General features: G+C 44.4%; 10 protein-coding genes. 7 read left to right on the plus strand and 3 right to left on the minus strand.

Going from position 1 to position 14,835, the window contains the following annotated elements; all coding sequences use genetic code 11:
* Nucleotides 1-10: 10 nt before the first annotated feature.
* Both OH459_RS11210 and OH459_RS11215 read right to left on the minus strand, forming a co-directional pair.
* Nucleotides 11-1,624 (minus strand): hypothetical protein, encoded by a 1,614-nt coding sequence (locus tag OH459_RS11210; protein WP_005446526.1) that lies wholly within the window; start codon nucleotides 1,622-1,624, stop codon nucleotides 11-13.
* Nucleotides 1,624-2,643, minus strand: a complete 1,020-nt coding sequence (locus OH459_RS11215) for a hypothetical protein (RefSeq protein WP_005446528.1) — start codon at nucleotides 2,641-2,643, stop codon at nucleotides 1,624-1,626. Before OH459_RS11215 ends, OH459_RS11210 begins: the two co-directional genes overlap by 1 nt.
* A 391-nt stretch (nucleotides 2,644-3,034) precedes the next feature.
* On the opposite strand from OH459_RS11215, the gene OH459_RS11220 reads away from it, so the two are divergent.
* Nucleotides 3,035-3,754: a transglycosylase SLT domain-containing protein gene (locus OH459_RS11220; protein WP_009696054.1), complete on the plus strand. Its 720-nt coding sequence runs from the start codon at nucleotides 3,035-3,037 to the stop codon at nucleotides 3,752-3,754.
* Between the two features lie 24 nt (nucleotides 3,755-3,778).
* Here OH459_RS11220 and OH459_RS11225 read toward each other — a convergent pair whose 3' ends face one another.
* A complete protein-coding gene (locus OH459_RS11225; protein ID WP_050932155.1) occupies nucleotides 3,779-4,570 on the minus strand; it encodes a 2,3-dihydro-2,3-dihydroxybenzoate dehydrogenase in 792 nt (263 codons plus the stop codon).
* 92 nt (nucleotides 4,571-4,662) lie between these two features.
* Between OH459_RS11225 and OH459_RS11230 the strand changes: the two genes are divergently transcribed.
* The 6 genes from OH459_RS11230 to OH459_RS11255 all read left to right on the plus strand — a co-directional run bounded on the left by OH459_RS11230 (nucleotide 4,663) and on the right by OH459_RS11255 (nucleotide 14,832).
* Nucleotides 4,663-5,769, plus strand: coding sequence for a hypothetical protein (locus OH459_RS11230; RefSeq protein ID WP_017818983.1), 1,107 nt, complete (start codon nucleotides 4,663-4,665; stop codon nucleotides 5,767-5,769).
* Between the two features lie 354 nt (nucleotides 5,770-6,123).
* Nucleotides 6,124-7,344: an isochorismate synthase gene (locus OH459_RS11235; RefSeq protein ID WP_269986787.1), complete on the plus strand. Its 1,221-nt coding sequence runs from the start codon at nucleotides 6,124-6,126 to the stop codon at nucleotides 7,342-7,344.
* On the plus strand, nucleotides 7,341-8,960 hold the full coding sequence (locus OH459_RS11240; protein WP_269986789.1) for a (2,3-dihydroxybenzoyl)adenylate synthase: 1,620 nt from the start codon (nucleotides 7,341-7,343) through the stop codon (nucleotides 8,958-8,960). Before OH459_RS11235 ends, OH459_RS11240 begins: the two co-directional genes overlap by 4 nt.
* A gap of 66 nt (nucleotides 8,961-9,026) precedes the next feature.
* Nucleotides 9,027-9,917 carry an isochorismatase family protein gene (locus OH459_RS11245; protein WP_029788635.1) on the plus strand — a complete coding sequence of 297 codons (891 nt, stop codon included), beginning with the start codon at nucleotides 9,027-9,029 and terminating at the stop codon, nucleotides 9,915-9,917.
* Nucleotides 9,918-9,950: 33 nt separating this feature from the next.
* Nucleotides 9,951-13,898, plus strand: a complete 3,948-nt coding sequence (locus tag OH459_RS11250; RefSeq protein WP_269986790.1) for an enterobactin synthase subunit F — start codon at nucleotides 9,951-9,953, stop codon at nucleotides 13,896-13,898.
* Complete coding sequence (locus OH459_RS11255; protein ID WP_038898580.1) at nucleotides 13,891-14,832, plus strand: hypothetical protein; 942 nt, start codon at nucleotides 13,891-13,893, stop codon at nucleotides 14,830-14,832. Before OH459_RS11250 ends, OH459_RS11255 begins: the two co-directional genes overlap by 8 nt.
* Nucleotides 14,833-14,835: the final 3 nt, after the last annotated feature.

Consider the following 14,835-nt stretch of genomic DNA (forward strand, 5'->3'; position numbering starts at 1 on the left):
ATTTCCCTCGTCAGATGGCTTTATCGAGATCTCTGAAGTCGAAGTCTGTGGTTTGTTCGCTTTCTTGATCGCTTGTTGTCTTCGAATCTCGTGTAGCTGAGTTAAGTCGAGGCTGCGCATTTAATAATTCCTCTAATTCTTGTCCAGTGATATCTGCAGGAACAGGAATGATTCTTTCATGAATAATGATTTGCGGATCGTTAATGAACATTGGTTCCGGTACTTTTTTGATCTTGTCTACGTAGACGGGAACTTCTGTTGGTACCTCAACAATACGTTCAACTTCTACAGCTACTTCTTTTTCGACGATTTTTTCGACTTCAACAATTTTCTCGACCTCTACCTCTTTTTCGACGATTTTTTCGACCTCAATTATTTTTTCAACCTCTACTTCTGTTGGTACCTCTACTTCTACGATTTTCTCTACTTCGACTTCTGTTGGGATTTCGACAATTTTTTCGACTGCGACTTCTTTGGTTTTTTTACGTCGGTGTGCCCATACACGGAAGTATTTCATCATCCTTTTATAGGTAACCTCTCTTCTTGATTTACGCTTTCTTCTTAGCTTGAAGCTATCTGCAAGGTTATCTAAGCTGGATTTTTTCTTCCTTAGCATTCGAGCTCTTAGATAGCGAGCGATACTTTGAAGTAGCGTATGTTTTATTTTCTTACTCTCAATTCGTTTTTCTCTTGCTGCTCTGTTTGCTTCAGAGTTGAGAGAAATAAATAGGTTTAAAAGAAAGTAAACGGGGTAGATGAGCCCAGATACTAACATCATGAATAAGTCGAAAGGTCGCTCTACTTCGATATTTGCAATTGATAAAATAGAAACTACAGCCTTTTCATAAGCTGCTTTTTTCAATATAAAGCCAGATTCTGTACCTGCAAACTCATTCATGTTTTGAGTGTTGGCTAGTTTGATTTTGTCAATTTCAGTTTGAGATGAATCAAGATCGTCTTGTAGCTTTGATAGGCGTTGCTGGTTTTGAGCGCGAGTGATATCAAGACTTTTTACATCATTTGCGATTCGATCTGATTGATCTTCGAATGCTGCAACGGAAGATGCACAGTCAGGAACTAATGAACAATCAAGCGCTTTTAGTCTTCTAGCACTAGCTTTTGCATTAAGGTCTTGAATCTGAGAGTTTTTTATAGAAATCTGCTCGTTGATAACAGATTGCTCGGTTCGTAGTTCTGTAAGCTGGCGTTCATATTTTTCAACGTTACTACTTAGAGTTCTCAAATAATCTTCGCTATTTGAAGTAAGTTTTTTTGCTTCTTCTACTTTACGTATTTCAGCTGTTGCTAGAGAGTCTAAATAACTGTTTACACCTGAGTAGCAAAGAAACCAGAATGATGGGACAAGAAGAAACATAGATGCTTTGAGTACTCGGCTAGATACACTCCACTCCTTTATCACTGCAGATGTCCAAGCAAGTACAGCAATCTCTGCACAACCTAGTAGTATCCCAAACGGTGAAATTGGAATAAACGGAACTAATGGCTCTGCGTGAAAAAGTACTTCATAACCTTTCACGTTAAATAGGATAATCATTGCACCCATTACAAAAAGCATGACTTTAAGCCATAAATGCTCAGGCAGTTTTAGAGTCTTGATTGCCATTAATATTTCTCTACATGCATATATCTGCGAATATTGTGTGTGTTGAGTATGTACATGTCCTCACGACCATACTCTCGCATAAACTTGTTGTATAACTCTGGAGAGCCTCCGACTGCTCGCCAGTAACCTTGATATTCGTTGTAAACTCGCTCAATAAACTCGGGAGTATCCTCAACTTGGGGAATGTAAGGGCGGTGAAACCCAACCTCTGCTCCATCTTGAATTCTCTTGCTTACACCAGCCGCATAAATAAAACCGCATGTTGAATAACATCGCATGTATTTGTCTGCATCAGTCTTCCAATTATTGTCTAAGAGATATTCGCCAATTTTTATCCCTTCGTTTAGTACTCCGCCAGGGCTATGAAGCATTAAGCGATCGAGATGTATTCCAAGCGACTTATAGTGTTCTACATATTTCAAGAATTTTTCATAAGCCCCTGAAATTATTGGTCCTTCACCATATAAGTATGAACCCTCTGAATCTTCACCAATCATGAACGTGAGGTTCTTAGTATTACGTAGTGGGTGTTTGTATTTTGTGGGCGCATAAAATTCAGGAAAAATAAATTCTTGCACTGCGGTATTCGCCTTTGACTTTGACTTTGAAGAAAGCGGTTTACGGTTCTTCTCGGTTAGATTGTCATTAGTATCCTGAGCAGGGGTCGGTTGCTTATCTTCAGCCAACTTTTGAGAACTCTTTTTATCTGCATTGGATGGCTGAACGTTTTCTGGGAGAGCCTTCTCTATCGGTTTGTTTGTTTTTCCCTTTACCACCTTCTGTGAGTTGTCTTTCCCTCTGGCGTGGGTGACTTTCTCGACATTTTTTGGAACCTGTTTAGTTGCTGTTTTTGAACTTAGAGTCTGTATTGATTCGGTTTTATTATCTCTAGCTTCTTCAGGGTTGGATTTTAAAGGTGAGGATTGCCCTATAGGGCTTTGTTGTATGTTAGTACTTTGACTACATCCAATAAGTAATAACCCAAGGGCCGTACTTACGGCAAATTTTTCTAACTTCATGAAATTAATGACTATTACTATCTTATGGTTTGAGATGCATAGTTAATATACAATGTAGCGTGCTGTAAATAAAGAGTTTATTTATGAATTGAGTTGAACCTTGTGTGTGACTTTCGTTCAAAAAAAATTGGCAGTATGGTGTTCTGTTAAAGTAAAAATAAAATGACAACTGTGTCGTATATTTAATATGAACATAACGAAAAGCCGTCTTTGTATTGCTGAGTAGTAATCTCAAACTGAACGTTATTCTGGAGGTGCAGCGAATACTTTTCCAACAACCCCACTTATTAATGTAATGTTTTCTATAAAATCAAAAGATCCATCTCACACTTTTGCTCGTTATTACTGATAACGATGTTAAATAAGTGAGAAATGGATTACAGTTTGGAGCATGTTTTCCAAATGTGGTTTTATCGTGAAAACGGTTTCTAAGTTATTGTATAAGTTGACAAAAATTAAGCAGCTTAAACACAAGAAAGATAAGGTTTTTCCCCTTTCTGATACGTACACTCAAAAGAATCAGAAAATTCTAAAAATCCTCTCTTCATCTTCATTTTTCTACAAGAAAGGTCATGTTTCTGTGCCCTTTTCGACGCCTTCTGTAGATGCTCTTGCTTGGGGGAGTCGCGTATCTCCTGAGTTTAAAAGTAAAGTGAATGATATTTCCCGAGATCTCAACATCGATCCAAATCATCTGATGGCTTGCATGGCTTTTGAAACAGCAGAGACATTCAGCCCCAGCATTAAAAACGGCTCGGGGAGTGGGGCGACGGGTTTGATTCAATTTATGCCATCAACCGCGGAAGCACTTGGTACGAGCACAAAGAAGCTTGCTCAAATGAGTGCGTTAGAGCAACTCGATTATGTGAAAGCGTATTTTATGCCTTACCGAAACCGCCTGTCTTCTCTTGAGGATGTGTATATGGCGATCCTGTATCCTGCGGCTATTGGTAAACCCGCTGCTCATGTATTATTTAAACAAGGATCAATTGCTTATCGCCAGAATGCAGGGATCGACCGCAATAACGCTGGGAAAATCACACTAGGCGATGTGTCATATAAAGTGAGACGTAAGCTAGAAAAGGGACTGCATCCTAAGTTCTTAGGCTAGCTCATTCTCTTAAATCTGGGGCAACTAGAAAGTTGCTCCGCCGTCCACTCTTAAATCGTGCATGGTAATGTGACCCGCTTTCTCACTCAGTAAAAATTCAATCGCATTGGTTATGTCTTTGGTTTCTGCAATCTTGTTCAAAGGAATACCAATCCGGTGTGACGCTAAGTTACCCTGAATCGTTTCTCGTTCTCCATAGGACTCATTCCACATTTGTTCTTGCATCGGTGTTCTGGTTGAGCCTGGGCTAACAATGTTACAGCGAATGCCGTATGCCGCGAGTTCTAACCCCAAACATTGCATCCACATATGAAGTCCCGCTTTAGACGAACAATACGCCGACATGTTGACTCTTGGGGTGTCTGCTGCGTTCGAACCTACCGCAACAATCGCGCCTTTTTTGTTATTTTGAACCAGCAATTTCGCCAGTTGTTGTGTCAGTAGCATGGTTCCCTTTAGGTTCACGTCTAATGTTTTAATGAGCGCTTCAGGAGGGAGTTCCAGAACAGAACCAAGATGTAGCGCACCGGCGCATGTAATCACGTAGTCAGGAATGAGCTTGTCTTGAGCAAGATAATGACACGCATACTGAACGGCTGTGGTGTTGGCTAAGTCAAAGGGAAGTAGCAACGTTCGAGCTTGCTGTTTTTTTGGCAAAGATTGTTTGAATTCCTCTAGCAGAGCTTGCGTCATATCGCAGGCAATCACAGTAGCCCCTTGTTCCAATAAGCTTTTGGCACAGGCAAGTCCAATACCTTGCCCTGCACCAGTCACTAGGCACAGTTTACTTTTGAATTCTGTGTTGTTTTCACTCATAACCCTCTCCCTTCGTGCTGCAAATATCACATCCAAACTAGATAGATGATAATGATTTTTGTTATCGTTGTCATAATGTTAACAAGGAGGTAATGAAATTGACGAACAAACTAGGTTGGAAAATCAAACCTTGGTTGCTCACGTTAGGGCTTGTCGGGTTGGCTGGATGTGAGTATTTACCACACTACGCAGAGGTAGATCTGTCCGAGCAAAAAGTCGAACAAGTGGTCGAGCAAGCTAAATCAGCAGACGCTGCGATTCTTAATGCGTTTAAGCAACACAACTTTGTGGGTATTGGCGATTATCATTGGAATGATGCTTTCTTGCGCTATGCAACAGAGCTGGTTTCGACTCCTGCATTTTCAGATCAAGTCACGCATATTGTGGTGGAGTTTGGCAATGCAAAGTACCAACCTGTACTGGATAACTACTTAGCTGGTGGGGACGTGAGTGATGAACAGCTTCGCTCAATTTTGCGAGGTTCGATCTACTTTATGGCTTGGATGCCAGATGCTTATGCCGATTTCTTCAAAGCGATAAAGGTGCGAAATCAAACGCTACCTAAAGGGAAAAAAATCCATGTGCATTTAGCCGAAGCACCGTTTGATTGGAGCACTGTGAGTGATGAAAAGGTATGGCAGCAAGCTGCTAAAAACAAGACGGATCATTTTTATCAAGTTGCTGCTGAGCGTATACAAAACAATCAGAAAGCACTGTTGATTTTTGGGGCTTTCCATTTGGTGAATGCGCCGCGGGATTACGTTGCAAAAACACAAGCCAGTGCTTGGCCATTGGCGACACGATTAGAGCAAGCGTTTCCCAATAGTACCTACTTGATTTGGCCAATGACGGAACCAGAAGTGGTGAAGACATTTCATGACGTAAAAGCTCCGGCGCTTCTTGAGGTCGCAAAAAGTCCGATTGCTGATCTGAGGTTTATCGATTTATTACCAAAAGCCCGTTATAAGCTTGCTGCGATGGACGACATGGACGCCCAAGTCGGTGGTTTGTTTGATGCTTTTCTTTATCTGGGTGATAACCAACGAACAACGGTATTCCCTCGTGATGTGATGGAAGATCGGGAGTGGGTAAATGAGATGCAAAGACGCGTCGATATTATCGGTGGGAAGACGCAAGACCGCTTCAATGAGATTCGCTCATTAAGTGATAAGAAGTACGGCTTTGTTGATAACAACTGATGCGCTGTTAATTGAAATAAAGATTGAGAAAGGGCTGACGGCTGAGGGCGTCAGCCCTTTCTTTTTGGCTATGGATCCAAATCAAAAATTGTTAACGATGCATACGAACCAAGGCAAGTCGCTCTGAATCCTCCACCTTGAAGTTGCTTAGATTTGAAGTTACTTAGATATAAATATGGTGAATTGTTTGTTTGAGGTTCTATTTGTTTAAGAATATTAATTTATAAAACTATAAGTTATGCGAATGATAATTATTATCAAAAATGATTGAATAATTGTAACTAGGTGTGTAGTCTCATTCTTCAAATGAGAAGGAATCTCATTTAGGACGCTATGTTTAATACAGTTTGAGAGATGATTATGCTTCGTAACTCCATGGGAAGCAGTACTATGCTCACAGAGTTTCTCAACGCCCATACGGATGACGCTTCGTTCTTCTTTAGCTCACCGACGGTGACGTTGCTTACGCAAGGCATTGCTGCAGAATTTTCCCAACAAGTTAAATTCTCAGAGTTAGATACTCACATTAGCAAATTACTAGAATCGGCGAAGGAAGAGGGGAATGACAACCCTATTGCCGTTGGTGTAATACCGTTTTCTGAACATAATCCCGTGCACTTTATCGTCCCTGAGCGTTTGATCACTACGTCACCGATCAGACCGGATAAAGTATTAGATATCGATGGTTGCAACGACTGTCATCCTTCTTCTATTCAACCTATCCCAACGCCTACTGAATACATGCATAGTGTTGAGCTTGCCACTCATCGTTGCAGCCAAGAAAACATCGCTCTTGATAAAGTGGTGTTGTCACGCACGATGCAAGTGGATACACAAGATGAAATCGATCGAGCTCGCTTCCTCAAAACCTTACTCAAGCAAAATCCTGGTGGTTATACCTTTTCTACTCGTATCGGCGGTAGTCATTCTGACGCTTATTTGATGGGGTCCAGCCCTGAATTACTGGTATCCCGTAAAGGTCCTCATGTGTGCTCAAACCCTCTGGCAGGTTCTCGTCGACGTTGTGAAAATGCATCAATGAATCAGCAGCAAGGCGAGCTCATGATGGAGAGTAGCAAAGATCTTCATGAGCATGCGGTAGTGGTCGATGCGGTAGAAAAAGCGCTTCAACCTTGGTGTCATAACCTTTATGTGCCTATGGTGCCGTCGGTTATTGAAACCAAAGCCATGTTGCACCTTTCGACTCGTATTGAAGGGACGGTTTCCGATGCCAATACCAGCGTTCTGAAATTGGCGAGTGCGCTTCACCCAACACCTGCCGTGTGTGGCTATCCTACGGCTCAAGCTTACGATTTCATCAGTCAAGTGGAGCCCTTTGATAGGGGCTATTTCACGGGTCTTGTTGGTTGGGTAGATGCTCGTGGTAATGGCGAATGGGTTGTTGTTATCCGCTGCGCTGAAGTTGAGAAGAAGCGTATTCGAGTTTATGCCGGAGCTGGGATCGTCTCCGGATCTGAGCCACAAAGTGAGCTTGAAGAAACAGGAAATAAAATGCGTACTGTATTGAACGCGCTGGGTATTGAAATCCGTGAGAATATGGAGTTAGTTCAATGACTTGCTTAAGCATGAATGCCTCTGGTTTTACACCTTGGTCAGAAGGTTTAGCAAAGCAATACCGCCAAGCGGGTTTTTGGACAGAGCAAACCATTCCAGAGATGCTTGAGGCAAGCGTCTCTATTTCTCCTAACCATGTTGCTCTAGTTGACGGGGAGCGACAGTGGACGTATCAATCGTTACTTGAGCATGTTGATAAGTTAGCTGCTGGTTTCCAATCGACTCTGAATCTTAAATCTGGCGACAAGGTCGTTTTGCATTTGCCTAACATAGGCGAGTTTTACATTAGCTTTTTTGCACTGCTTAAAATTGGTGTTCAACCTGTGCTTGCGTTACCCGCTCATCGTTATTCGGAGATTCGATACTTTTGTCATTTTACACAGGCAAAAGCGTTAATCACTGCTCCTCAACTCGGCGTCGATACGGCTGATATTGCGCTGCAAGTAGCGTCTGAATTACCAGGCTTAAAGAACATCGTTTGGGCGGGTGACATGAGTGCCATGCCGATTGGTTGCGTAGCCCTTAGAGCGCTCTTGCTAGACAATGTTGAACCTCAAGTTCATCGCGGTGAAGATTTTGCCTTTTTCCAATTATCGGGTGGTACGACTGGCACACCGAAGCTTATTCCTCGCACACATTACGACTATCTATACAGTGTGCGAGCGAGCAATGAGGTTTGCCAATTCTCGCCAAATACGCGTTACCTTTGTGTTTTACCGGCCGCCCACAATTTCCCATTGAGTTCTCCCGGTGCGTTGGGCTGTTTTATGGCGGGTGGCACCGTTGTACTTGCTCCAGACGCAAGCCCTCAAACTGCCTTTTCTTTGATTGAAAAGTACCGAATTACCGTAGCCGCTTTAGTGCCACCGTTGGCACTATTGTGGCTCGATGAAGCCGCAAGAACTCGACATGACCTTACTTCATTAGAAGTGCTGCAAGTTGGGGGGGCTCGTTTTAGTGAGGAAGCGGCAAAGCGTATCAAACCTGAACTTGGTTGTACCTTACAGCAAGTATTTGGCATGGCTGAAGGGCTAGTTAACTACACCCGTCTAGATGATCCTGAGTCCGTGATTGTCACGACGCAAGGCCGCCCAATGTCACCTGCTGATGAGCTGTTGATACTCAATGAAATAGGTAACCCTGTCCCGCAAGGTACGGAAGGTATTTTGTTCGTGCGTGGACCTTATACCATTCAAGGTTACTACCGGGCTCCAGAGCACAATCAGCGTTCATTCACCGAGCAAGGCTACTACCGTACTGGCGATGTGGTACTGCTGACTGAAGAGGGCAATTTGAAAGTTGTTGGTCGCGACAAAGATCAGATTAACCGAGGGGGTGAAAAAATCGCAGCAGAAGAGGTCGAGAACCATTTGCTGGCGCACGATTGTGTCCATGATGCTGCTGTTATTGCCATCCCAGATGATTACCTTGGAGAGCGCAGTTGTGCTGCCTTAGTTTGCCCGCAGCAAGCCCCGAAACCGATCGAGATAAAGCGTTTCTTACGAGGGCGTGGGCTGGCTGATTTTAAGATCCCAGATATGGTCGTTTTTGTTGATGTATTACCCAAAACGCCAGTAGGTAAAGTGAATAAAAATAAATTACTCGAACTCGTTTAACCAAGGCCGAAACACCAAGGTTGATTTGGTGTGCTTGGCATTTTGATTACTTTGGAGATAAGCCCAATGGCCATTCCATCTATCTCTGGTTACTCACTAACGAAAGTGAAGCCAGAAAATCGCGTTAACTGGTCAGTAGAACCACATCGTGCCGTGTTGTTAATCCACGATATGCAGCAGTACTTTCTCAATTTCTACGATGCAGACAGCGAGCTGATTCAAACGTTGACTCGCAACATTCAAGAGATCAAACAAGCATGTATTGATGCCGGCATTCCAGTGGTTTATACCGCGCAGCCCGGTGACCAACGTCAAGAAGATCGCGCTTTATTGACCGATTTTTGGGGCCCCGGTTTAAAAGCGGATGACAACATTACTCGAATCTCCCCAGCACTTGCGCCAACGGAGCAGGACACCGTTTACACCAAATGGCGTTACAGTGCGTTTCAACGTACGCCACTTAAATCCATGATGGATGAAACGGGGCGTGATCAGCTAATTATCGTGGGTATTTATGCTCACATCGGTTGTTTACAAACAGCGGCAGAAGCGTTCATGACAGACATTAAAGCTTTCATGGTTTCCGATGCCGTTGCTGACTTCTCAGCGAGCGATCATGACATGGCGCTCAACTATGTGGCGGGTCGATGCGGTTATGTCTTGGACAAGCAGCAATTGCTCGAACAAGTGGCAAGTGCGAACGAACTCGCAGCTGGTGATTTTGTGATTCCTCAGTCGCAACCGCAACTTACTCAACAGTTAGCGGCGCTGTTAGAGGTACCGGCCGATGAGATGACGCCAGAGGATAGTTTGCTTGATTTTGGTTTGGATTCGGTACGCATGATGTCGCTGGTCGGAGATTGGCAACAGGCGGGCCTTGATGTGAGTTTTATGGAATTAGCAGCGAAACCGAGTTTGCAGGATTGGTGGAGACTGATCGAGAAGAAGCTGACCTAACAGCCAAAGCGGAAAAATGACAAAGGAATGAACATGTACGATTTACCTTATACGGCAGAGCAGTTGTTGCCGCTTACGGATGCCCAAGCTGGGATTTGGTTTGCTCAGTTACGTGACCCTGAAAATCCAATTTATAAGACTGGCGAATACCTGGTTATTGAAGGCGAGGTGGATGAGCCTTGTTTTGTTGAAGCAGTCAAAACGGCAATTGATGAAGTCGACTCGTTGCACGCTAAGTTTGTCACTACCACCGAAGGACCGCGAATGGTGATAGATAGACAAAACTGGCAAGTCGAACGTATCGACTTTTCGCAACACGTTAAACCGCTTGATGCAGTTGTGACTTGGATGAAAGATCAGTTAAAGCAACCTGTCGATTTGGAACAAGGTCCTTTATTCATCATGGCATTGCTTAAGCTCTCCGATGATCAATACGTTTGGTTCCTTTCACTGCATCACATTGCGATAGACGGTTACAGCATGTCGCTGGTCGCGGGGCGGGTGGCGCATGTTTATGGTCAGTTGGTTAAAGGAGAGCACTTTGAGAAGCTTGAATTTGCAGACCAACAGGCTCTTTTGAAAGAAGATGATGACTATAAAGCTTCTGAGAAATACCAAAAAGATCGCGTATTTTATTTACAGCGTTATGCCGACCATTCTGACACTGTAAACCTTGCGGGTAAGCCGACAGTGACTTCAGACCATTTCCTTCGTCTAAAAGGTGCAATGGCAGCCTCTGACTTTCAGAGAATGGAGTCGTTAGCTAAACAGTGCAGAACACACTGGTATAGCGTACTTATCGCATCTATCGCGGCTTATGTACACCGTATGACACGCTCCAATGAAGTGGTGATTGGTGTGCCTCTGATGGGGCGTTTGGGCTCGGTAGCCATTCAAACTCCGGCGATGCGCGTCAATATTCTTCCCGTACGAGTCAGTTTTGAATCAGGACTGGATATCAAAACGTTGGTGAAGCAAGTTAACCAAGAATTTGCATCGGTTCGCCGTCATCAAAGCTATCGCTATGAAGAGCTTCATCGCGAGCTAAATTTGGTAAAAGATCATCGTAATCTATTTGGTCCATTGGTGAATATTATGCCGTTTGAGTACGAGCATAAATTCGGTGACCTCACTTCAAAAGCACACAACTTATCAGCCGGACCGGTCGATGACATTTCTTTCTATTGCTATGAATTAGCTGGGCAATTACACATCGATATGGATGCGAATCCAGAGCTGTATTCAGAGAAAGAGATTCATGAGCATCAACAACGCTTGTTCCATTTTATGAGTGACTTTTTTACAAGCGCAGAAGCTCAAGATTCTTCTCATTGCCAAGTGAGTGATGTCAGTATTTTACTGGCTGGTGAGCGAGAGAAGGTTGTCGAGACATGGAACGATACCGCTCGCGAAGTGCCGGAAACGACGCTGTCCGCCATCATGGCTCGCCAACGTATTTTGACACCACACGCTCCGGCTTTGATCTTTGAAGGTCAGAAGTTGAGTTACGAGCAACTGGCTCGCAAAGTGTATTCACTCACCAACTGGTTAACAGCGCAAGGCGTTGAGCTTGGTGACCGCATTGCTGTGTGTGTCCCCAGAAGCGAAGAGCTGATTGTAGTACAGCAAGCCATTTTAGCGGCTGGCGCGGTTTATGTGCCTGTGGATCCTGACTACCCCGAGGGGCGTATCCACTACATGCTCGAATCTTCTTCACCGAAATTTGTTTTCTCAACCAAGACGCTTCAAGACAAACTGCCGCAAGAGGTGGATGTAAAGCTAGTGGATGATGAGACGCTGCCTACGATATACAAAGTAGTAGAACCGTTGCCTCCTCAAGTTAAGCCAGAACCTCATTCACCAGCTTATATGATTTATACCTCGGGCTCGACCGGGAAACCAAAAGGCGTCGTCGTTACGCATGATGCGATTGTCAATCGACTCTTGTGGATGCACGACCAATATCCAATTGATGCGAAAGACCGGGTATTACAAAAAACGCCAGCAGGGTTCGATGTTTCAGTATGGGAGTTCTTCTGGCCAATGATGGTCGGATCGTGCCTTGTTATTGCGAAACCAGACGGACACAAAGACCCAATATACCTACAAGATTTGATTCATAAAGAGCAGATCACCACCTTGCATTTTGTGCCTTCAATGCTGCAAATTTTCGTACAACAAGCAGATGCCAGATTGTGCCAAAGTCTACGCCAAGTCTTTTGTAGCGGGGAGGCGTTGCCAATGGAGCTAGTCAATCACTATTACCAAGAGTTTGATGCACCATTGCATAATTTGTACGGTCCGACAGAAGCTGCGGTGGACGTAACTTACTGGCCGAGTGAGGCGAATACGCAAGGGAATTCGATTCCTATAGGTCGTCCTGTATGGAACACGCAAATCTATATTCTTGATGACGAACTTAATCCTGTGCCTCCTGGTGTGGTGGGTAACTTATACATTGCAGGTCGACAGTTGGCGATGGGCTACTATGGTCAGCCAGAACTGACTCAAGAGCGCTTTATCGACAATCCCTTTGGTCCACAAGGTAGCCGAATGTACTTGTCTGGTGATTTAGCGCGCTGGCGCGAAGATGGTGCGATTGAATACTGTGGGCGAAGCGATTTTCAGGTCAAGATTCGTGGTTTCCGAATCGAGTTAGAAGAGATTGAAAATGCCTTAGCAAACCACCCAAGTGTTGCGCAAGTTGCCGTGTTAGCTCAGGAATATACTGAGAATGATAAACGCCTTGTTGCTTATGTGTCGGTAGAGGATCTTGAGCAGGGAATTGATACTAATGCACTGCAAAAGTACCTTGCTGAGCCATTACCGGATTACATGGTACCAAGCTATTTTGTTGAGCTTGAAAGCTTCCCTTTAACACCGAATGGTAAATTGGATCGTGGTGCGCTACCCAAGCCAGATTTGTCTGCTCAAGTGAGCACAAAAGGACCAAGTAACCTTGTTGAAGAGCGTTTATGCAAACTATTTTGCCGCTTACTTGATTTACCGGCGGTTGGTGTGGATGACAACTTCTTTGAATTAGGCGGACACTCGTTGCTTGCTGCTCAGTTGATTGCTCATGTGAAAGAGATCATGGGAATTGAGCTATCGCTTGCGGCGGTGTTTGAGTCTCCGACGGTTTCCGGTATTGCGGCCAAGTTAAATGGCAGTGAAAGCGATGAAGCGCTCAATATCTTACTGCCTCTGCGAAAACGAGAGGGCAAGCCAGCTATTTTCTGTGTCCATCCTGCTGGTGGTTTGAGTTGGTGCTATGCGGCTTTGACTCCGATTATTCCATCCAATGTGCCTCTTTACGGCGTACAAGCGAAAAACCTCGGTGACCCTTCTTCTCCGCTACCTAAATCAATGACCGAAATGGCTGAGGATTACGTGGCGGCGATTCGAGAAGAACAACCCTTTGGTCCATATCACCTACTAGGCTGGTCTATTGGCGGCATGATTGCGCATTTAATGGCGGGTATCTTACAGCAGCAAGGTCAAGAAGTTGGCTTAGTCACCTTGTTGGACTCTTACCCAACGGAGCAATGGCAAAGTATGCACCCGCCTGGCGAAGAGAAAGCGCTTGGCGCCTTAATTCGTATGGCTGGGGTAGAGTTTGATGAATCGTTGCATTCTAGCCTAACGCGACCTGAAGTGATCGACATCTTACAAGATGCAGGATCATCAATGGCGCACCTGAGTGCTGAAACCATTACGGCAATGGTGGAAGTGGTCATTAACAACAACCATCGCGTACGCGATAGCGTCAATTATCAGTATCAAGGGGATGTGTTGTTTTTCAATGCGGAGAAGCCACCAGAAGAAGCATTTCTTGATCGCAATGGATGGTTCAAATACATGGATGGTGAGCTCAAAGTGATCGATGTCGCGTGTATTCACCGTGAAATGATGCGCCCAGATATGCTGCGTTTGATTGGTTCACATATGGTTGAAGAACTGAGAGAGAGATTTGATGTTTGATACCTCAACCAAAGCAAAAACTAAGGATTTGTTGGAGGGGGCGGTTTCCCCTCTGGCTTTTCTCAAAAGCAAACTTAACGCTGGCAGTGTAGTTGCCATCGGTGAAGCTCATTGGTTTAGCGAACTGTTCGAGAAGATAACGGAAGCCTTACTTGCACCTGAATTGGATGGTTCGTTTTCCCATTTGTTCATTGAATTTGGGAATGCCAAGCATCAAGCATTACTCAATAACTACTTATCGGGAGAGACGGTTACCCAAGCTGAATTAGCGGCGGTGTGGTTGGACTCAGTCGCATTTCCCGCTTGGTTGCATCCTTGTTACGGTGCTTTCTTTGAGCGAGTTCGTGCTGTAAATAGCACGCGTAAGGTGCCGATCAAGATAGTGTTGACCGAACCATCGTTCAGCTGGGAAGACATCCAACATTCGAAAGAGTTAGCAAAGCTCAGTGCACAACGTGATCAAGCTTTGGCAGAAGGAGTAGAAAAACAAACGTCGAAATGTGGGCTTGGTGTGGTGGTGTTAGTTGGTGCAAGACACATTCTGAAGTGCTCGCCAACGTTGGGCTTTATGGCAAAACACAGCACCTTCGGTGAGCTAGCGAAACACAAGTTTGGTGAGCAGTATGTATCAGTTTGGCCACACATCTTATCTAGCGAACTGAATGCCCCTGAACATGGCATTTACCCGACGGATCAGCCTTTACTAAAGCAGCGCTCGTTTCTTGAACTGATCCCGAAAAAGCCTCCCGTGAATCCATATGCTTTTACCTGCTTAGATGAATTGGTTGATGCTTATTGGTACTTGGGTCCGCAGGCAAGGCAACTCGATACAGTAGGTATTTCAATCCCACAAATGTGGAAGTGGCGTTTAGAGCAGCGCTTACCGCTGGTTAATGAACGACAGCAAATGGTGATCAAAAAGGTCATCGAATAGAAA

This window comes from Vibrio sp. MM46, assembly GCF_027587135.1.
Lineage (GTDB): Bacteria > Pseudomonadota > Gammaproteobacteria > Enterobacterales > Vibrionaceae > Vibrio > Vibrio harveyi.